The following is a 19,927-nucleotide window of genomic DNA, read 5'->3' on the forward strand; positions in this document are numbered from 1 at the left end:
GTTTCTGAAACGCTCCCGTATCTCTCCAGCGCCGTTGAGCAGCACGCTACATCGCTCTAGTCTCGAAGGAAAAGAGGGGGTATTGTATGTACAGCTGTAAATACAGGTCGTCCCATGTTCTTTGAATGGGACGAAGGGAAAAACCAGAGCAATATCCGCAAGCACGGCATCGACTTTGCCGACGTTCCTGACATGTTCAATCATCCCATGCTGATCCGGCGTGATGAGGATGTGGAATGTGCTGAAGAACGTTGGGTCAGCCTAGGATGGCTAAAGGCGCTGATAGGTGTCGTCGTGTACACGGAGAGGCGGGGTGAGGTGATACGCATCATTTCTGCAAGAAAAGCCACCAAACGGGAGGCCAGGTACTATGACCAAATCATCGAGAACTGACTGGAGCCGCCTGGCCCGACAGGACGACAAGGATATCGACACATCAGATATCCCTGAACTGGACCAGGACTTTTTCCGCCAGGCCGAGCTGCGCGTTCCCGCCAAGCAGACGGTGACCATTCGACTGGACTCAGATGTCCTCGCCTGGTTCAAGGAGCAGGGTAGCGGCTACCAGACCCGGATCAATCAGTTGCTGCGCCAGTACATGCAAGCGCAACAACGCCAGCGCTAAGCGCTTCGGAACGCTTGGCAACCCTGGCAGGTCCCAACCTGTGTACCCCTTTCGTCCACAGCAGGAGCCCGTAGCCATGAGCATCACCTACGACTGGGACCTGATCGAACGCTTGCTGCACGAAGTGCAGAACGGCGCCGGTCACAGCTTCACGCCCCGCCCTTATGCCGAACAGCATGCTGCGGCATTGGCCGCCAAGGGTGAGCCGGTGGGTGACGTGGATCACCTGAAAACCCGTGCATGCGAGTATGAAAAGCTGCTATTTGAGCGCGGATTCATTGAATGCCGGCCTGAAGAGGACGGCGGCAATGGCGAAAACTTCGTCCTGACCGAACGCGGCTCGCGCTTGATGAGCCTGATCGACAGCAGCATCCCCGGCTTCGAGCGCCCGCGGCAGGTGCTGGATGAGCAGGAGGATGCGCTGGACGAAACGACATTCGAACAGGTATCTGCGAAGGCACAGATTGCTTGAGGTCGTTTTAAGGCTGGCAAGTGCAGCGCTCGAAACCCGATAATCGGTAGCTTCTGAACGCTGCCGAGCCTTGCCCATGCCTACGATCATCCCAGAGGCCCGCTTATGAGCGCGGTCCGCAAGAACCCTGACGCCTTTGCCTTCCAGGTAATGCTGGGGCTTTGCCTGATCTGGGGTTGCCAGCAGGTACTGATCAAGACCGCTGCGGTCGACATTGCCCCGGTGATGCAGGCAGCACTGCGCAATGGCATTGCCGCTGTACTGGTAGGCCTGATGCTGTGCTGGCGGGGAGGCTGGGAGCAGGTCGGCAGCACTTGGCGCGCAGGGGTGGTGGCGGGCGGGCTGTTCGGGGTGGAGTTTCTGTTCATTGCCGAAGGACTGAAACTGACGTCGGCGGCGCACATGTCGGTATTCCTCTACACCGCGCCGGTATTTACCGCCTTGGGCCTGCATTTTCGGCTAGCCAGTGAACGCTTGCGGCTGCTGCAATGGCTGGGCATTCTGCTGGCCTTCGGCGGCATTGCCATGGCCTTTGCCGGTGGCACTTCGTTCGAGGACATGGACAGCCGCACCTTGCTGGGTGATGCCTTTGGCGTGATCGCCGGGCTGGCCTGGGGCGCGACTACGGTGGTGGTGCGTTGCTCACGGCTATCGGAGGCGCCGGCAACCTTGACCCTGTTCTATCAGCTGGCGGTCGGGTTTGCCGGGCTGCTGCTGATTGCCCTGGTCAGCGGGCAGATCGGCGCGGTGTCGCTGACGCCGCTGGCGATGGGCAGCGTGTTGTTCCAGGGGATTGTGGTCTCATTCATCAGCTACCTCACCTGGTTCTGGTTGCTGCGTAAGTACCTGGCGTCGAACCTCGCGGTGTTTTCCTTCATTACCCCGTTATTTGGGGTGACCTTTGGTGTATTGCTGCTGGATGAGCCGCTCAGTGCGAATTTCGTGGTCGGGGCGTTGATGGTGTTGCTGGGGGTGATCCTGGTAAGTGCCGAGCCTTGGGTGAAACAACAATTGCGGCGGTTGGTAGGGTGATGGATAGCCTGTACCGGCCCCTTCGCGGGCGGCCGGAACAGGCTACATCGACTCAGGATGCAACCTTGGCCTGACAGGCGCTTCCCTGCTGTGCATTACCGGGCAGTTGGACCAACACTCCAGCCACCACCAACCCGCCCGCCGCCAGCATCAATGCGGGTTGCAGCCCGCCGCTGTAATGGCTGCTGAGCGCGGCCAGCAGCGGCCCACTCAACTGCCCCAAGGCAAAGCACGCGGTCAGCAGCCCGGCATTGCGTTGTGTGGCATGTGGCGCCAACTCGCGCGAGCGTTGCATGACCAGTTGCATGCAGGCCAGGAACGGCCCGCCACACAGCGCAACACCCAGCGCCAGCCCGATCCCTCCACCCATCAGGCAGGCCAGCACACCCAGCCCTTGCAGCCACAGGGTGGCAGTCAGCCAGGCTGAAGTGTGGCCACCACGGCGCACGCTCACCAGCAAGACGCCCAGCGCCGCCGCCAGGCCAAACGCCGGCCAGAACAGGTCAGCCAGCCACTGCCCGCGAAACTGCTGATTGGCCATCTGTGACAGAAAGGTGGCCGGCAGGATGTAGCCCAAGCCATACAGGGCATACACCAACCCCAGGCGGCCAGTGCCGACACTGCGCGTCGGGCCTTGTTGCACTGGCGACTGAGCCGGTGCCGCTTGTAATGCCCGTGGCAACCACGGCCGCACGGCCAGCAGCATCACCAGGGCAGCCACGGCATAGATCAGCCACAGCGCTGCCGAGCCCAGCCCCTGTACATGTGCGGCCAGTGCCAGTAGCCCGGTCACGGCAATACCCAGGCCAGGCCCGGCGAATACCAGCGCTCCCAGGCGTTGGCGGTTGTGGGCATTGGCTACTTGCTGGCTGAGGCTGGTGATCATCACCAGCACCCAGGCGCTGGCTACGCCGGTGCCAAAGCGCAGCAGCAGGTGGCCCCAGAAGCCGTCGGCAGCCCATGAGGCCAGGGTCAGCAGCACACACAGCCACAGCCCCCCATGCAGGCGCAGGCGTACCTGGCCTGGCGAGCGGGCGAACATGGCGTCCACCGCACCCACGAAGTAGCCAAGGTAATTGGCCGCCGCGACCAGCCCGGCGACTGTCAGGTCGAACTGACCTTCGGCAATCAGTTGCGGCAGTTGCGGGGTGAGGGCGAAACGGCCGATGCCCATGGCCATCATCAGCGCCACGGCGCTGGCGAGCAGTTGAATGAATGGCGACATGACAGGTCTCCTGCGCGGATATAAGCGATGGATGGCAGGTTAGGACGGTTTGTTTTTCAATAAAATTGAATAATGATGATCAAGTTATTCTGTTTTGGAGAATGCTATGGAGTTCAGCCAACTGCGCATCTTTCAGGCCGTGGCCGAGGAAGGCTCGGTTACCCGCGCCGCAGAGCGTCTGCACCGGGTGCCATCAAACCTCTCCACGCGCCTGCGCCAGCTCGAGGAGCAGTTGGGCGTCGAACTGTTCCTGCGCGAACGCCAGCGCCTTCAGTTGTCGCCAGCAGGCAAGGTGCTGCTGGACTATGCCAACCGCATGTCAGCCTTGCGCGACGAAGCGCTGGCCGCCGTGCGTGGCGGTCAGCCGGCTGGTGACTTCGTACTGGGGACCATGTACAGCACGGCGGCGACCCACCTGCCGGGGTTGCTGGCGCGCTATCACCAGGCTTACCCGCAGGTGAACCTGCAAGTGCGTGCAGCACCCAGCGGCGAGTTGCTTGAGGGGCTGCTCAACCACACCCTGGATGCTGCTCTTGTGGACGGGCCACCGAGCCTTGCCGGGCTTGATGGCGTGCCGCTGTGCGATGAGCAACTGGTACTGATCACCAGCCCCGAGCACCTGGCGGTACGCACCGCCAAGGACGTGGCGGGCAAGGCGGTGTTCACCTTCCGCCAGGGCTGCTCGTACCGCATGCGCCTGGAGGCCTGGTATGCCCATGCCCATACGCCGATGGGGCGGGTGATGGAGATCGAGTCATATCAAAGCATGTTGGCCTGCGTGATCGCGGGTGCGGGTGTGGCGATGATGGCCCAGTCGATGCTCGACAGCCTGCCTGGCCGTGACCGGGTGAGGGTGCACCCGCTGCAGGCTCCTTTCGATCAGGCGGTCACCTGGCTGATGTGGCGCCAGGGCATGCGCGGGGCTAATCTGCAGGCATGGATCGACCTGCAACAAAGCGAAACGATTAACCAGTCGTCGGAATGCACCGCCACGGCTTGATCCGCGTCAAAATGGCCCTTATCTGTAGGAACAGAGGAATGCGTAATACAGGACATCGGGCTATGATCTGTATGAAACATCGCAGGATTGATTTGCCGTGAGGCTGACCCGTCAAGGGGGCATTATGAATAAACCACTGTCAAACTGGCTCCACGACCTGGCCGTCGCCTTGGGGCTGATTCCACCACCCTTGCAGCCGGTGCCGATCCCGACTGATGAAGAGCAGCGCAAACGTCAATCGCGTCGTCGCTGATTAACGACAGAGGCCGCTGCACCCGAGTGTGTGCAGCGGCCTTTTTGTGCCTGTTGATTGTCTATTGCCTGTACTGGCCCTTTCGCGGGCAAGCCCGCTCCTACAAGTGAAAGGGCCGGTACAACGGTCAGGCCAGCTTCACCGCCGCCACCGACTTGCGCGACACCAGGCTCACCACTACAAAGCTCACCAGCCCTACTGCCAGGCTGTAGTAGATCGGCGTATTGGCCTCCAGCCCGTCCAGGAACATGAACAGCAGGGCGGTGGCAAAGCCCAGCGACATGCTGGCAATCGCGCCTGCGGTGGTCGCACGCTTCCAGAAGATCGCCCCGATCAGCGGGATCAGCATGCCGCCGACCAGCAGGTTATAAGCCAGGGTCAGGGCGTTGATCACATCATTCACCACCAGCGCGATGCCCAGCACCACCAGGCCGGTGAGCAGGGTGAACAGGCGGCTGGTACCCAGGCTCGACTGCTTGCCGCCACGCAGCTTGGGCAGCAGGTCTTCGGTCACGGTGGTCGAGGCAGCCAGCAGGCCGGCACTGGCGGTGGACATCATCGCCGCCAGGGCCGCGGCCATCAGCAGGCCACGGATGCCATCGGGCAAGGTGGTCTTGATCATCTCGGCAAAGGCGTTGTTCGGGTTGGCCAGGTCGGGCATCAGTACGTGCGCAGCCATGCCGATCGCAGCACAGGCCAGGCCATACAGCACGCAGTACACACCAGCGGTGGTACCGGCACGCTGACAGACCTTTTCGTCACGGGCGGTGAACACCCGTTGCCAGATGTCCTGGCCGATGAGGATGCCGAAGAAGTAGATCAGGAAGTAAGTGATGATGGTGTCCCAGCCAATGGTAGTCAGCTGGAAGCTGGCCGCTGGCAATTTGGCCACCAGGGTGTCCCAGCCACCGGCCTTGTACAGGCACACTGGCAGCAGGATGAACATCAGGCCGACGGTCTTGATCACGAACTGGACGATATCGGTCAGGGTCAGCGACCACATGCCACCGATGGTCGAGTACAGCACTACCACGCCGCCGCCGAGCATCAGAGAAGCCCAGAACGGCAGGTCCAGCAGCACCTGCAGGACGGTGGCCATGGCCAGGGTCGAGGTGACCCCGATCATCAGCGCGTAAGCCAGCATGATGACGGCGCTCGCCTGGCGTGCGGTGGGGTTGTAGCGTTGCTCCAGCACCTGGGTCACGGTGAAGATGCGCAGGCGCAGCAGCGGTTTGGCGAGGAACAGGTTGATGGCGATGATGCCCATACCCAGGGCGGCGCACAGCCAGAAGCCGGAAATGCCGTGGACGTAGCCCAGGCGCACGGTGCCGACGGTGGAAGCGCCACCGAGTACGGTGGTGGCCATGGTGCCCATGTACAGCACCGGGCCGAGGTTGCGCCCGGCTACCAGGTAGTCTTCATGGGTTTTCGCGCGGCGCATGCCATACCAGCCTAGCCCGAGCATGCCGGCGGTGTAGATCATTACAACAATGATGTCCAAGGCCATTGGGGGTCTCCCGATTATCTTTATTATGGCGAGATCGACCGCGCGGGCGTTTGCACGGCGCCCGGCGGTCTTTTCTTGTGTTGGCGGGCCTCAGTGGCCCTCCCTCATGGCTCCTGCCGGGGTAGAGCGGTATTAGCGACGCACCACGCCAGGTAGCACGCAGAGCATCTCGAACAGCAGATTGGCACCGAGCAGCGAGGTGTTGCCGGTGGTGTCGTAAGGCGGGGAGACTTCGACAAGGTCACAGCCGATCAGGTCCAGGCCGTGGCAGCCGCGAATGATCTCCATCGCCTGGATGGTGGTCAAGCCGCCGATTTCCGGGGTTCCGGTACCGGGCGCCCAGGCCGGGTCGATGCCATCGATGTCGAAAGACAGGTAAACCGGGCCACCGCCGACTTTTTCCCGCACTTCGGCCATCAGGGGCTCCAGCGACTTGTGCCAGCACTCTTCGGCCTGGACCACGCGGAAGCCCTGGCGACGGCTCCAGTTGAAGTCATCGGCGGTGTAGCCCTGGGCGCGCAGGCCGATCTGCACCACGCGCTCACAGTCCAGCAGGCCTTCTTCCACGGCGCGGCGGAAGGTGGTGCCGTGGGCGATTTTCTCGCCGAACATGTGGTCGTTGACGTCGGCGTGGGCATCGATGTGCACCAGACCGATCTTGCCGTGTTTTTTGTGCAGCGCACGCAGGATCGGCAGGGTGATGGTGTGATCGCCCCCCAGGGTCATGGGAATGACGTTGTGCTCGACGATCTCGTCATACGCTTCTTCAATGATGCGCACGGCGTCCAGCAGATTGAAGGTGTTGATTGCCACATCGCCGATATCGGCGACCGACAGCGAGTCGAACGGGGCGGCACCGGTAGCCATGTTGTACGGGCGGATCATCACCGATTCGGCGCGGATCTGCCGTGGGCCGAAGCGGGTGCCGGAGCGTAGCGAGGTACCGATATCCAGTGGCACGCCGATGAAGGCAGCATCCAGGCCTGCGGCGCTTTGCAGGTGGGGGAGGCGGAGCATGGTGGCGATGCCGCCGAAACGCGGCATTTCGTTGCCGCCCAGTGGTTGGTGGAGAGTCTTGTCCACGGTGGGCCTCATCAGTCGGTCGATTGTTGTGTTTGTTCGAACCTGTGCCGCCGCGCGCCATTCATGTGTGGTTTGCCGGCGGGCAGGGACATTTCGGCCAAGTCTGCTCAAGGTAGTGCCCGGGAAGAATCGCTACCGACAAATACTTAGTTCAGGATTTTCTGAACTAAAGGCGTGTGGAGCAGTTAGACTGCGCGCACATACCCTTGTGGAACCGTTGCACCATGGCCTCGACCTTGCCCGACCTGAAACTGCTGCGCATCTTCATCAGCGTGGTGCGCCACCAGGGCTTTGCCAACGCCCAGCGCGAGCTGAACCTGTCGACCTCGGCCATCAGTACCTACATGAGCCAGCTGGAGGGTGCTTTGGGTATCGTGCTGTGCCACCGTGGTCGGGGCGGCTTCAGCCTTACCAGCAAGGGCGAGCTGTTCCATCAGGAAACCCTGCGCCTGCTGGCCGAGCTGGACGGTTTCGAGCAGTATGCCGCCGCCCTCAAGGGTGAATTGCGTGGCACCCTCAACCTTGGGGTGATCGACTCCACTGTCGGTGACCGCGCCTTGCCGCTGGCCGAAGCCATCGGTGCCTACAGCCAGGAGCACCCAGCGGTGCACCTGCACCTGTCGGTGTCCAGCCCCTACGAGCTGCAACTGGGTGTGCAGGACAACCGCCTGGACCTGGCCATCGGCGCGTTTTCTTCGCGGATGAGCGGCTTGCTCTACCAGCCGTTGTACCGCGAACAGCACTGGCTGTACTGCAGCAGCCGCCACCCGTTGTATGCCGAGCGGCGCATCCCCGAGCAGGTGGTGACCCAGCAGCGCATGGTCGGGCGTGGTTACTGGAGCCAGGCCGAACTGGCCCGGCATGGCTTCAAGCACAGTGCCGCGACGGTTGAAAGCATGGAGGCGCAGCTGATCCTGATCCTTTCCGGGGCCTACATCGGCTACCTGCCCGAGCACTACGCCCAGGCCTGGGTCGACAAAGGTGATTTGCGCGTGCTGTCGCCGTCGACCTTTGGTTACCAGGCCCCGTTCTCGCTGATCATTCGTCGCGGTCGCAGCCGTGAACCGTTGATCCAGACCTTCCGTGACCTGCTGAAAAGCCAGCTCAACGTGGGCTGAGATGCGACGCATTCATGCATTCCGTCGGGAGGGGGTTAAATTCCGGTAAACGCTGGCCGCTAACCTGATAGCGCTCTGCTACATATCAACTTGCGCTGATGATTTCCCCTCATTTCATCCTGCAAGGATCGCCCAAGATGCGCATGAATTTGCCCGTCACTGAGCACGAAAGAACCTTCCCCGGCGATCAACGCCTTATTTCCACGACTGACCTCGACAGCCGAATCACCTACTGCAACGACGCCTTTGTAGCGATCAGCGGCTTTACCTACGACGAGCTGGTCGGCCAACCGCACAACCTGGTGCGCCACCCGGACATGCCGCCGGCAGTGTTTGGCCACATGTGGGAAACCATCAAACAGGGCAAACCCTGGATGGGCATAGTCAAGAACCGGGCGAAGAACGGCGATTACTACTGGGTAAGCGCCTACGTCACGGCGATATACGAACAGGGCCGGATCAGTGGCTACGAGTCGGTGCGCTCGGTGCCCACGCGCGAGCAGATCCGCCGCGCCGAGGCACTGTATGCGCGCTTGCGCGATGGCCGCGGCCCAGTGCCTTGGGCTGCCCGCCTGGGGTACGGCCTGGGCCATGGCTGGCCGCTGATCGGCGCCGGCCTGCTGTCGGCGGCGGGTTACCTTTGGCTGCCACCCTATGCCGCGCTCGCGGTGCTGATGGCAAGTCTGCTGCTGGCGTGGTACTGGGTCGAGCACCGGCAGAACCAGGCCATTCGCCGCACGTTGGCTGAGCATCCCAAGGCCTTTACCAGTCCGTTGGTGGCGCTGACCTACAGCGACAACCCGGGCCTGCAGGGCCAGCTCGACCTAGCCATCATCAGCGAGGAAGCCCGCCTGCAAACGGCCCTGACCCGGCTGGTGGATGCCGGGGTCGGGGTAAAGTCGCGCGCGGCGCAATCTTCCGACCTGTCCGATGCCCAGGCGCAGATGCTCGACCGGCAGCGCAGCGAGACCGACCAGTCCGCCACGGCTATCGCGCAGATGGCGGCAACCATCCAGCAGGTCACCCACAACGTGCAAAGCACGGCACATGCGGCAGGTGATGCCGACCAGCTGGCGCAGCAGGGCAGCGAGCTGGCCCTGAAGAGCCTGCAAGCCATGGGCAGCATGAGCGATGCGGTCAATGACATTGGTCAGGCGGTCAACGCCTTGGCCGAGCAGACCCAGTCGATTGGCAGCGTGGTCGACGTGATCACTTCGATTGCCGAGCAGACCAACCTGCTGGCGCTTAACGCTGCCATTGAAGCGGCGCGCGCCGGTGAGCAAGGGCGTGGGTTCGCCGTAGTGGCTGATGAGGTGCGGTCGTTGGCGCAGCGTACCCGCGCTTCGACCGAAGAGATTCACCATATCATCGCCTCCTTGAGGGCCGGGGCGGAGCGAGCGGTCAGCACTGCCAGTCGGGGTGAGCAGATTTCCCGGGACAGTGTGCACAGTGTCGAGGCGGTGCAGGCGGCGCTGAGCGGGATTGCCCAGGCGGTCAGCCGCATCACCGGCATGAGCCAGCAGATGGCCACTGCATCGGAGCAGCAGACCCATGTGGCAGAAGACATCAACCAGCAGATCGTGAGGATTGCCCAACTGTGCGACCAGAGTGCCGGGCAAGCCAGGCAAGGCGCGGAAATCAGCCAGGACCTCGAGCGCATGGCGGAGTACCTGCACAGCCTGGCTGAAAGGTTCAACCGCTGAAATCACGGGGCCCGCAAAGCGGGCCCCGGTTATGTGGCAAACTGTCCCCGCCAAGGAGACCGCCATGCCCAGACCCCGCTGCGAGCGCTGCCAGCGCCCGCTCGACCATTGCCTATGCCCATTGATTCCCGCGCTCGATAGCCGTACCCGTGTGGTCCTGCTGCAGCACCCCAGTGAAACTGCCCACGCCCTGAACACGGCGCGTCTGGCTGCCCTTGGCCTGAACAATGCCGAGCTGCGGATTGGGGAGGTATTCGATGACCTGCATGACCTGCTCGCCACCCCCGGATACCACCCGGTGCTGCTGTTCCCGGGCGATGACGCGCAGGAGCTGACAGCGTATGGCGAGGTGGGCGACAAACCTTTGTTGCTGATCGTACCCGACGGCACCTGGCGCAAGGCGCGCAAGCTGCTGTACCTGAACCCGTTGCTGGGGGGGCTGCCACGGGTGACGCTGGGGCAGGTGGCGGCTTCGCGCTATCGGTTGCGCAAAGCGCCGGAGGCGGGTGCAGTGTCGACGATCGAGGCGGTGGTCGGGGCGTTGAACACGTTGGAGCAACCGGCCTGCTTTGACGCACTGCTGGCGCCGTTCGAGGCGTTGATCGAGGGGCAGATCAGGGCCATGGGGGTAGAGACGTTTCAGCGTAATCATGGCCGCGAGTGAGGGTTGGGGCTGCTTTGCAGCCCATTCGCAGCACAAAGCGGCCCCGCTATCTCAAACCCGCTCAACGCATCTCAGGCAGACGCGCCTCTGTGCGTACTTCGGTAGTCGCCAGCGCCTCTGGCGGCAGCGAAATATGCTGTTTGCTCAGCAATTCACCCATGGTCGCCAGTACGCGGTAGCGTGAGAACTCTTCGGTATAACGCACCTCGGTGTAGCGGCGGTCGGCGTTGTACAGCTCGTTTTCACTGTCGAGTACGTCCAGCAGGGTGCGCTGGCCCAGGCCGAACTGGTCCTGGTAGGCCGCACGCACACGCTTGGTGGTCTCGGCGTATTCACGCGCAGTTGGCAGCTGCTTGCTGGCGTTGTTCATGGCGTTCCACGCCAGGCTCAGGTTCTCGGTCAACTCCCGCAGGGCGTTGTTGCGAATGTCCAGTGCCTGGTTGATCTTGTGCGCGTCGGACTGCAGGCGAGCCTTGTCGCTGCCGCCGCGGAACAGGTTGTAGTTCATCTCCACGCCAGCTTGCCAGTCGTTGTTGTTATGGCCTTTTTCGCCGCCGGTGTTGTTGTTGGCACCAGTTGCCAGAATGGCGTCGAAGCGTGGGTAGAAGGTCGACTTGCCCACTTCGTACTGCTTCTCGGCGGCGTTGACGTCAGCCTGGGCAGACTTGATATACGGGTTGTTCTGACGCATGCCATCGCGGGCTTCTTCGAGGGTGCCTGGCACCTCGCCCTTGATTGTCTGCGGGCTTTCCAGCTCGTCCGGGGCACGGCCGATCACACTGAAGAAGTTGGCCTCGGCATCGGCCAGGTCGACTTCCGCGGTGTCCAGGTTGTTTTCTGCCAGGGCGCGACGGGCGCGGGACTGGTCGAGGTCGGCGGTGCTGCCGACGCCGCGCTCGTTGCGCAGGCCAATCTGGTCGTTGACGCGCAGGTGAGCTTGCAGGTTGTTCTTGGCCAAGGTCACCAGTTCACGGCGTTTTAGCACTTCCAGGTAGACCTCGACTGCACGCAGGGCGACATCCTGGGCAACGGCCTGGGTGTAATAGGCGCGGGAAGTAGAGACCGCCTCGGTGCGGCCCACTTCATTCGCGGTGTTGAAGCCGTCGAAGATCATCTGCCGCAGGCGCAGCTCGGACTGGGTGTAGTTGAGGGTTTCCTTGTTGTGATTACCCGCTGCACGGGTAGTGGCGTTGTCCGAGCGCTGGCGGCCGTAACCGGCAACCAGGTCCACGGAAGGGTAGTAGCCACCACGCGCGAACTTCACGTCTTCATCGGCCGACAGCTTGCTGTTACGGTTGGAGCTGACTTGTGGGTGGTAGTCCACGGCGCTTTGGACAGCCTCGGTAATCGACATCGCCTGTACGTTGGCACTCGCCAGGGCCAACAGTAAAGCACTGGTGATGGGGTTCAAAACGCGCATGGTACATCTCCCTGATCCTGGAATTGATCCTGCTGCTCGCCAAAAAAATGACGATAAACTTATCGCATATAGTGTTGCAGGTTTTTAACAACACAGCTAAGTACATTCAACGCGATAGATAAGAAGATTTATTCATATCAAATTGACATATAAGACTTTTATTGTCTAATAATTTTGCTTTAAGGGGCAGGGAATGACGGTGCTGAATGCTATGAAAGCCAATGAGCACAAGGGTTGTGCGCGGTTCCAGAACTAATTCAGATAAAGAGGGCGCCCATTAGGCGAAAGCGATATTTGGCGACAAAATATTGTCACTTTGGCCTGTGCAGCGTTTTCAGGCTGAGAATGTACAGGGTGACCAGTACGGCACTGGTCAGCATGAAGGTACGTGCCCAGAATAGCGGGACCAGGTAGCACGACAGGCCAATGCTGGCCCACATCAGGCCGATGGCGTAGACCTTGCCCTTGAGGGGGATGCCTTCACCACTGAGGTAGTCACGGATCCATGGCCCCAGCTTGGGATGATGGACCAGCCAATGGTGAAAGCGCGGCGAGCTGCGGGCAAAGCAGGCCGCCGCCAAAAGCAGGAAGGGGGTGGTGGGCAATACCGGCAGGAATATCCCCAGCACCCCCAGCGCGACGCTGAGCCAGCCGGTAGCCAGCAGCAGGTAGCGCACAGGTTGCTCAGTGGTGGCGTGGCTTGAGCAGCGCTGGTTTTTCGTCAGGGGCGTGCAGCAGCAGGAATAGAGCGCTCAGTGCTTCGGGGATCTGCACGATCATGTCATCCTGCAGGTTGGCGTTGCTGGCGATGTCGGCGAACTCTGGTTGCTCGTCGAACAAGCCCGAACCCACCATGATCGGCAGCAGCATCTCGCTGACTTCTTCTTCGGCGTTTTCGAACCACGCCTCTTCCCGCAGGAACACGCCTTCCATGAAGCCGATGCACCAGCCGCGCAGGTCTGAATCGTCCGGCTCATCGGTCAGGTCGAGGTCGCATGGCAGGTCGAATTCTTCGTCGCTGGCCAACTGGCGGGCAATGTGCGCCTTGAGCGCTACCAGGGTGGCCTCGATCTCGGTGCGCTGGGCTTCGCTGGCGTAGTGCGGCTCTTCGGCGAACAGGGCGTCGATCCACTCGCGCTCGGGCACGTCCTCGGCGTTGATCGAAAGTGCGGTGAGGTAGCCGTGTGCGGCGACATAGTCCAGCGCTTCTTCGTGCAGCTCGTCGGCGTCGAGGAAGGCTTGCAGGCGGGTCAGTTGCTCGGCGAAGGACATTACAGGGCTACCTTGGGGAATAAACGATAACGAATTCTAGCACCTTGCAGCGGCAGCGGGGCAAAGGGAACGTCTATCGCCATGGTGCCTGTGCATCGCTGTGCTGCGGTATACTCCGCGATTTTTCATCCAGGGGCAGGTTTTGCCGGCTGCCTGGCAAAAACCGCTTACGCATTTGGCGTGTGCGGGGCGGGTTTTTCGTCCAGCCTTTATCCAGGATGGTACGGCGATTTGGAGTTGCACATGCTCGAACAGGCTCAGCGCGTTCTCAAGGACATCTTCGGCTACGACAGTTTCCGTGGGCGCCAGGCAGCGATCATCGAATGCGTGGCCAATGGCGGCGATGCCTTGGTGCTGATGCCCACCGGTGGCGGCAAATCGCTGTGTTTCCAGGTGCCGGGGCTGCTGCGCCCGGGCCTGACGGTGGTGGTATCGCCACTGATCGCGCTGATGGACGACCAGGTCGCCACCCTTGACGAGCTGGGTGTGTCTGCGGCCGCCCTGAACTCTACCCTGACGGCGGAGCAGCAGCGTGAACTGGCCGGGCGCCTGCGCCGTGGTGAAGTCAAGATGCTGTATCTGGCACCGGAACGCTTGGTGCAGCCGCGCATGCTCGACTTCCTGCGCGATCTGGACATCTCGCTGTTCGCCATTGACGAGGCCCACTGCGTATCGCAATGGGGTCACGATTTCCGCCCAGAGTACCTGCAGCTGGGCCAGCTGGCCGAGCTGTTCCCGCATGTTCCGCGCATTGCGCTTACCGCTACCGCCGACATGCGGACCCGCGAGGAGATTGTCCAGCGCCTGCACCTGCAAGGCGCCGAGCGCTTCCTGTCGAGTTTCGACCGGCCCAACATCTTCTACCGCATCGTGCCCAAGGAGGCACCGCGCAAGCAACTGATGGCCTTTCTCGGCGAGCGCCGTGGCAACGCTGGCATCGTCTACTGCCTGTCGCGCAAGAAGGTCGACGAAACCGCCGCCTTCCTCTGTAGTCAGGGTTTCCCAGCGCTGCCTTACCACGCCGGCCTGGCCGCCGAGACGCGGGCGGCCAACCAGCATCGCTTCCTGAACGAGGAAGGGCTGATCATGGTTGCTACCATTGCTTTCGGCATGGGTATCGACAAGCCCAACGTGCGCTTCGTTGCCCACCTCGACCTGCCCAAATCGCTTGAGGCCTACTACCAGGAAACCGGCCGTGCCGGCCGTGACGGCCTGCCCTCCGATGCCTGGATGGCCTACGGGCTGCAGGACATGGTGATGCTCAAGCAGATGCTGCAGAACTCCGAAGGCGACGAGCGCCACAAACGTATAGAGCAGCACAAGCTGGATGCCATGCTGGCGCTGTGCGAAGAAACCCGCTGCCGCCGCCAGTCGCTGCTGGCCTACTTCGACGAGACCCTCGAACAACCGTGCGGGCATTGCGACAACTGTGTCGACAACATCCAGACCTGGGACGCTACCGAGCCGGCCCGCCAGGCGCTGTCGGCGGTGTTCCGCACCGGCCAGCGTTATGGTGTTGGCCACCTGGTCGATGTGCTGTTAGGCAAGGACACCGAGAAGGTGCGCAATTTCGGCCACGAGAAGTTGTCGGTATTTGGTGTTGGCAAAGGTCTGGCCGAGGTCGAGTGGCGCTCGCTGTTCCGGCAGCTGGTGGCGCGCGGGCTGGTCGATATCGACCTCGAAGGCTACGGCGGCCTGCGCCTGTCCGACAGCTGCCGGCCGCTGCTGCGCGGCGAGGTGACCTTGCAACTGCGCCGTGATCTCAAACCCCAGACCACAGCCAAAACCTCGTCGTCCGGTGGCGGCAGCCCGGCCAGCCAGCTGGTGCGTGCCGAAGAGCGCGATCTGTGGGAAGCGCTGCGTACCCTGCGTCGCAAGCTGGCCGAAGAACACAGTGTGCCACCCTACGTCATCTTCCCCGACTCGACACTGCTGGAGATGCTGCGCAGCCAGCCGGTCAGCCTCAGCGACATGGCCCAGGTCAGCGGTGTGGGGGCGCGCAAGCTGGAGCGCTACGGCCAGGCGTTCCTCGAAGTGCTGAACAACAGTGGTGGCACCGACGAGGCACCGAAAGTGGTGCTCGACCTGCGCCACGAACTGGTCAGCCTGGCCCGTGCCGGCATGACCCCGGCGCAGATCGCCGGGCAGCTCAACTGCAGCGAGAAGAACGTGTATAGCCTGCTGGCCGAGGCGCTGGGGCGCCAGGAGCTGAGTCTTGATCAGGCCATCGACCTGCCGGAAGACCTGATGCTGGAGGTGCAGGACGCCTTTCTTGATGGTGAGGGTGAACTGCCACCGGTGTCGGCCATAGCCCCCCAGTTCGGGGCGCGGGTACCGGAGGGCGTACTCTATTGCGTGCGGGCAGCACTGGCGGCGGAATTCGAATTGTAAACACCGGCAGGATCGAAGGCGGAAGCGCCATCTGCTGACCTTTGTCATGCTTTTTGACGATTATCGAACGCGTAGACCAGGCCGAGCCTTGCCTCATGGGGCAGGGCATGGTTAGCTGCCTAATAATTAGATCTACTCAATGAGTTCCTTATGCCCCTGAACGACAACCAACACCGCTTTGGCATGCAACTGGCCCAGATGTCCCGAGGTTGGCGTGCCGAGCTGGACCGCCGCCTGGCCGGGCTCAACCTGTCCCAGGCGCGCTGGCTGGTGTTGCTGCACCTGGCCCGCTTCGAAGAAGCCCCGACCCAGCGTGAGCTGGCCCAGAGCGTAGGCGTCGAAGGCCCGACCCTGGCGCGTCTGCTTGACAGCCTGGAAGCGCAAGGACTGGTGCGGCGGCAGGCGGTACTGGAGGATCGGCGGGCGAAGAAGATTGTGCTGTGCCCGCCGGCCAAGCCGTTGATCGATCAGATCGAGACCATTGCCAACCAGCTGCGGGTAGAGCTGTTTACCGGCGTGGACGAGGCCGACTTGCAGACCTGTATGCGCGTGCATGCCAAGATCCTGGCCAACCTCGAAAAGTCCTGAGCTCACCCATCCATTCAGGTGCAGTGCAAACCCAAGCCTCAGAAGGTGTGCCCAAGGTTCAGGTACACCGCTTGTTCATGTGCAGTGTTGGCGCCATAGCTGAAATTCAGCGGCCCTAAAGGCGTCTCCAGCCCCAGGAAGATGCTCGCCGCATTGATGTACCCACTGTCGAACTCGTTGTCGTTGTTCCATGCCCGCCCACGCTCCAGCGAACCGCCAATGTATAACGGGAAGTCCAGCGGCACATAGGCCCGCGGCGTCAGCCGGCGGTAATAGACCATGCGCAACAGGCTTACGTTCTGCCCCGATACCGAGTCCTGGCGGAAGCCTGACAGCTGTCGCGCCCCGCCTATCACAAAGCTCGACGTCACCACTTCGGTATCGTCCAGCGTGCGCCCGTAGCCCCCACCCAGCACGAACGTGTTCGGCCCGATGCTGATGGCCTTGTCCAGGTTAAACAGCCACTGCCGGTAATCCTGGTCGGAGTCCAGCGACTTGTCGTATTTGCGCAAGGTCAGGCCGATGTCCTCGCCATGGTGCGGGAAATACACGTTATCGAGGGTGTCGAACGAGTACTTCAGTTCGTAGAAACCTTCGTTGAAACTGACTTTGGGCAAGTCCTGGTCGCCGATGCGCACTTCGGCTTCGCCCCATGCCTTGCCCGCGCCCAGGCGCACTTCACCGCTGTTGCCGATCTGCCGGCCTACATTCAGGCCAAAGCCGTAGCGCTCCAGGCGATACTCGGCGACGGGGTCGTTGTCCAGGGTCGCTTCGATGTTCTGCGAGCCCAGGTCCAGGTACGGCGCGATGAAGTAGCGTGAGCCCACATCCAGGGGTTGGTAGAACTCACTGTACAGCTCTTGCTTATCGCCGATCTGGCCGCGGGTCAGCCATTCGGCGCCAAGGCTGTTGATGCCGTTGACCCGGTAGCTGGCGCCCAGGTTGAAAGCGCTGTCGCCACGCAGGTCATCGGACAGGTTCAGGCCCAGGCGCAGGTAGTCGGTGCCGCCGCGTCGTCCGCGGGCGTTGATCACCAGGGTGTTGTCGTTGCCCTTGTGCACCACGCGGTACTGCACCCTGTCGAAGTAGTCCAGGCCATACAGCGTACCCATGTCGGTCTGCAGGCGGTCCAGTTCCAGCGGTGCGTCGATCGGCTGGCGGATGTACGAGCGGATCACATCATCACTGACCTTGGAGTCGTTTTCGATCCGGATTGCGGTAATTACCGGCGTGCGCTGGCGCGGCGAGCGGGCCACGGCCAGGCTGGCGTCGCCCTCGAGCTGGCGCAGGGCGGCCAGGCGTGGGTCAAGCAGGCGAGTGGCGCGGTAACCGGCGTCGATCATGTCGCGGGCACGGCCGAAATCTGTCACGCCGAAGGCAGTCAGCGATGGCTGGATGAGAATGTCGTCGCGGTGCAGGCTGGCCAGTTGTTCTTCGGAGTTGCGGCGGGTCATCAAAGTGATCGACTGATTCAGCACGTCGACCACCGTCAGTAATTGTTTGCGATCGCGCAGCGGGGTGCCGATGTCGACCACGATGGCCAGGTCCACGCCCATTTCGCGGGCCACATCCACCGGAATGTTGTCGACCATACCGCCGTCCACCAGCAGGCGGCCGTCCAGTTCGACCGGGGCGAACACGGCGGGGATCGACATGCTGGCGCGGATTACCTGGGGCAGGTGACCACGGCGGAATACGACTTTTTCGCCACTGGCGATGTCGGTGGCCACGGCGCGGAAGGGAATGGGCAGCTTGTCGAAGTCGCGGGTGTCGGCGGTATGCGCCAGTTTGCTTTCCAGCAGCAGTGACAGGTTCTGGCCCTGGATCACACCCAGCGGCAGGCCCAGGCTGCCGTCGTCGCGAAAGCTGAGCTTCTGCTTGACCAGAAAGTCGCGGTCATCCTGCTTGCGCCGGAACGGCACATCCTCGCGCGGCGGTGCATCGGAGAGCGCCTGTTGCCAGTCAAGGGTGGTAGCGAGTTTTTCCAGCTCTTCGACACTGTAGCCCGAGGCGTACAGGCCGCCGACCACCGCGCCCATGCTGGTGCCGGCGATGGCGTCGATGCGCACACCCTGTTCCTCCAGCGCCTTGAGTACGCCGATGTGGGCCAGGCCACGGGCTGCACCGCCAGATAACACCAGGCCGACCTTGGGCCTGGCGGGTTCCGCAGCGATTGCCGTAAGCGAGGTAAGGGCGAGCAGAAAACAGAACAGCAAACGGCGCATCGTGAGTCTCAAACCGTGGGCGAAAGACCGCTAGTATAAGCGGCCCCTCACCTGGAGATGTTTCACCATGGCTGACAACAAGCCGGAAATCGTAATCACCTATTGCACCCAGTGCCAGTGGCTGTTGCGCGCTGCCTGGCTGGCCCAGGAACTGCTCAGCACCTTTGCCGACGACCTTGGCCGGGTAGCGCTGGAGCCGGGTACGGGGGGTATCTTCCGCATCACCTGCAATGGTGTGCAGATCTGGGAGCGCAAGGCCGACGGTGGTTTCCCCGAAGCGAAGGTGCTGAAGCAGCGGGTGCGCGACCTGGTCGACCCGCAGCGTGACCTTGGTCACAACGACCGCTGATCAGGCGCCCTCGGTGAGTGGTCGCTGCCTGGGCGGTTGCTCGGCCGCCAGACGGCTGGACAGCACGATGGCGAAGATGATCAGCGCGCCGCCCAGCAGCATGCGCACGGTGGGGGTTTCGGCGAAAACTGCCCAGGCCACGGCAATGCCGTAGACCGGCTCCATGCCGAACACGACGGCGGCGGTGCGCGCCTTGATCACCGCCAGGCTGGCAACGAACAGGCTGTGCGCCACTCCCGTGCAGAAGATGCCGAGCAGGGCGATCCACAGCCAGTCCAGGGTCGCAACGCTGGCCAGGCCGGGGGCGGCGAACGGCAGCAGGCACAGGCCTACCACCAGGTTCTGCCACAGGGCTGCCTGTACCGCAGGCAAACGGCCGGAGCCAGCCCGGTTGGTCAGTGACAGCAGCGAGAACAGCAGGCCCGAGAGCAGCGCCCAGAGCAGGCCGCCGGTGGCTTCGCTGGCCAGGTCGAATGCCGGCGTGACCAGTATCAGGCCGATGCTGACCAGCACGACCAATACGGCTTCGTTACGGCGGATACGCTCGCGGAACAGCAGGCTTTCGAGGATCACCGTAAAGGCCGGGAAGCTGGCGAAGCCGAGGGTGGCGATGGCTACGCCGCCCACTTTGACGGCGATGAAGAAGCTGACCCAGTGGCCGGCCAGCAGCACGCCGCCGAGCAGCAGGCGGCGCGCGTCCTGGCTGCTCAGGCGTTGCCAGCCCGGGCCTGCCAGGCTGACGAACAGGGCCAGGGCGAGTACGGCGAAGGCAGCCCGACCGAAGACGATGATCGCCGGGCTGGCGCTGGCGGCCAGTTTGCCGAAAACGCCGGTAAGGCCGAAGAACAGCGCGCCAATGTGCAGGGCGCCGAGGGCGGTGCGGTGGTTCATGGTGGTCCTTGATGAAGATCTCTACAGGCAGTGCCGGCCCTTTCGCGGGTAAACCCGCTCCTACAGGTTGTGCACAACCTTCAGGGCCGCGCAAATCCTGTAGGAGCGG

General features: G+C 62.5%; 20 protein-coding genes. 12 read left to right on the forward strand and 8 right to left on the reverse strand.

The features are described from left to right. Positions 1-114 precede the first annotated feature (114 nt). From AC3B5Q_RS06865 to AC3B5Q_RS06880, 4 genes are all read left to right on the forward strand, one after another. Positions 115-393, forward strand: coding sequence for a BrnT family toxin (locus AC3B5Q_RS06865; RefSeq protein ID WP_010955211.1), 279 nt, complete (start codon positions 115-117; stop codon positions 391-393). Further along, on the forward strand, positions 371-625 hold the full coding sequence (locus tag AC3B5Q_RS06870) for a BrnA antitoxin family protein (protein ID WP_004576871.1): 255 nt from the start codon (positions 371-373) through the stop codon (positions 623-625). Before AC3B5Q_RS06865 ends, AC3B5Q_RS06870 begins: the two co-directional genes overlap by 23 nt. Before the next feature lie 76 nt (positions 626-701). Then, positions 702-1,097 carry a transcriptional regulator gene (locus AC3B5Q_RS06875; RefSeq protein ID WP_488392950.1) on the forward strand — a complete coding sequence of 132 codons (396 nt, stop codon included), beginning with the start codon at positions 702-704 and terminating at the stop codon, positions 1,095-1,097. 105 nt (positions 1,098-1,202) lie between these two features. Beyond that, positions 1,203-2,129, forward strand: a complete 927-nt coding sequence (locus AC3B5Q_RS06880; protein ID WP_028697754.1) for a DMT family transporter — start codon at positions 1,203-1,205, stop codon at positions 2,127-2,129. Between the two features lie 52 nt (positions 2,130-2,181). On the opposite strand, the gene AC3B5Q_RS06885 is transcribed toward AC3B5Q_RS06880, so the two are convergent. Continuing rightward, positions 2,182-3,354: an MFS transporter gene (locus AC3B5Q_RS06885; protein ID WP_028697755.1), complete on the reverse strand. Its 1,173-nt coding sequence runs from the start codon at positions 3,352-3,354 to the stop codon at positions 2,182-2,184. Positions 3,355-3,460: 106 nt separating this feature from the next. Here AC3B5Q_RS06885 and ptrR point away from each other — a divergent pair, with 106 nt between their 5' ends. Both ptrR and AC3B5Q_RS06895 read left to right on the forward strand, forming a co-directional pair. After that, on the forward strand, positions 3,461-4,354 hold the full coding sequence (gene ptrR, locus AC3B5Q_RS06890) for a putrescine utilization regulator PtrR (protein ID WP_084851169.1): 894 nt from the start codon (positions 3,461-3,463) through the stop codon (positions 4,352-4,354). Between the two features lie 124 nt (positions 4,355-4,478). Then, positions 4,479-4,607: a PA1414 family protein gene (locus AC3B5Q_RS06895; RefSeq protein ID WP_256122388.1), complete on the forward strand. Its 129-nt coding sequence runs from the start codon at positions 4,479-4,481 to the stop codon at positions 4,605-4,607. A 127-nt stretch (positions 4,608-4,734) separates the two neighbouring features. Here AC3B5Q_RS06895 and AC3B5Q_RS06900 read toward each other — a convergent pair whose 3' ends face one another. Both AC3B5Q_RS06900 and speB read right to left on the reverse strand, forming a co-directional pair. Continuing rightward, entirely contained in the window at positions 4,735-6,114 is a 1,380-nt protein-coding gene (locus AC3B5Q_RS06900; RefSeq protein WP_021783422.1) for a sodium:solute symporter family protein, read from the reverse strand. 132 nt (positions 6,115-6,246) lie between these two features. After that, positions 6,247-7,197 (reverse strand): agmatinase, encoded by a 951-nt coding sequence (speB, locus tag AC3B5Q_RS06905; protein ID WP_028697758.1) that lies wholly within the window; start codon positions 7,195-7,197, stop codon positions 6,247-6,249. Positions 7,198-7,421: 224 nt separating this feature from the next. Here speB and AC3B5Q_RS06910 point away from each other — a divergent pair, with 224 nt between their 5' ends. The 3 genes from AC3B5Q_RS06910 to AC3B5Q_RS06920 all read left to right on the forward strand — a co-directional run bounded on the left by AC3B5Q_RS06910 (position 7,422) and on the right by AC3B5Q_RS06920 (position 10,682). Continuing rightward, positions 7,422-8,315: a LysR family transcriptional regulator gene (locus AC3B5Q_RS06910; RefSeq protein ID WP_003254585.1), complete on the forward strand. Its 894-nt coding sequence runs from the start codon at positions 7,422-7,424 to the stop codon at positions 8,313-8,315. Between the two features lie 137 nt (positions 8,316-8,452). Continuing rightward, positions 8,453-10,018 carry a methyl-accepting chemotaxis protein gene (locus AC3B5Q_RS06915; protein ID WP_488392951.1) on the forward strand — a complete coding sequence of 522 codons (1,566 nt, stop codon included), beginning with the start codon at positions 8,453-8,455 and terminating at the stop codon, positions 10,016-10,018. A 64-nt stretch (positions 10,019-10,082) separates the two neighbouring features. Further along, positions 10,083-10,682, forward strand: coding sequence for a tRNA-uridine aminocarboxypropyltransferase (locus tag AC3B5Q_RS06920; RefSeq protein WP_274118608.1), 600 nt, complete (start codon positions 10,083-10,085; stop codon positions 10,680-10,682). A gap of 61 nt (positions 10,683-10,743) precedes the next feature. Here the strand turns inward: AC3B5Q_RS06920 and AC3B5Q_RS06925 are convergent, their stop codons facing one another. The 3 genes from AC3B5Q_RS06925 to AC3B5Q_RS06935 form a co-directional block, all read right to left on the reverse strand. Then, positions 10,744-12,102 carry a TolC family outer membrane protein gene (locus AC3B5Q_RS06925; protein WP_021783426.1) on the reverse strand — a complete coding sequence of 453 codons (1,359 nt, stop codon included), beginning with the start codon at positions 12,100-12,102 and terminating at the stop codon, positions 10,744-10,746. A 311-nt stretch (positions 12,103-12,413) separates the two neighbouring features. Continuing rightward, positions 12,414-12,779: a YbaN family protein gene (locus AC3B5Q_RS06930; RefSeq protein WP_021783427.1), complete on the reverse strand. Its 366-nt coding sequence runs from the start codon at positions 12,777-12,779 to the stop codon at positions 12,414-12,416. Between the two features lie 7 nt (positions 12,780-12,786). Further along, complete coding sequence (locus AC3B5Q_RS06935) at positions 12,787-13,374, reverse strand: YecA/YgfB family protein (RefSeq protein WP_010955200.1); 588 nt, start codon at positions 13,372-13,374, stop codon at positions 12,787-12,789. A gap of 243 nt (positions 13,375-13,617) precedes the next feature. On the opposite strand from AC3B5Q_RS06935, the gene recQ reads away from it, so the two are divergent. Beyond that, on the forward strand, positions 13,618-15,765 hold the full coding sequence (gene recQ / locus AC3B5Q_RS06940; RefSeq protein ID WP_021783428.1) for a DNA helicase RecQ: 2,148 nt from the start codon (positions 13,618-13,620) through the stop codon (positions 15,763-15,765). Between the two features lie 150 nt (positions 15,766-15,915). Next, positions 15,916-16,353 carry a MarR family transcriptional regulator gene (locus AC3B5Q_RS06945; protein WP_021783429.1) on the forward strand — a complete coding sequence of 146 codons (438 nt, stop codon included), beginning with the start codon at positions 15,916-15,918 and terminating at the stop codon, positions 16,351-16,353. A gap of 38 nt (positions 16,354-16,391) precedes the next feature. Here AC3B5Q_RS06945 and AC3B5Q_RS06950 read toward each other — a convergent pair whose 3' ends face one another. Then, entirely contained in the window at positions 16,392-18,578 is a 2,187-nt protein-coding gene (locus AC3B5Q_RS06950) for a patatin-like phospholipase family protein (protein WP_021783430.1), read from the reverse strand. A gap of 67 nt (positions 18,579-18,645) precedes the next feature. On the opposite strand from AC3B5Q_RS06950, the gene AC3B5Q_RS06955 reads away from it, so the two are divergent. Continuing rightward, positions 18,646-18,927: an Rdx family protein gene (locus tag AC3B5Q_RS06955; protein WP_021783431.1), complete on the forward strand. Its 282-nt coding sequence runs from the start codon at positions 18,646-18,648 to the stop codon at positions 18,925-18,927. Here the strand turns inward: AC3B5Q_RS06955 and AC3B5Q_RS06960 are convergent, their stop codons facing one another. After that, positions 18,928-19,818, reverse strand: a complete 891-nt coding sequence (locus AC3B5Q_RS06960; RefSeq protein ID WP_021783432.1) for a DMT family transporter — start codon at positions 19,816-19,818, stop codon at positions 18,928-18,930. Between the last annotated feature and the right edge of the window lie 109 nt (positions 19,819-19,927).

It is taken from the genome of Pseudomonas sp. D5(2026) (assembly GCF_057766845.1).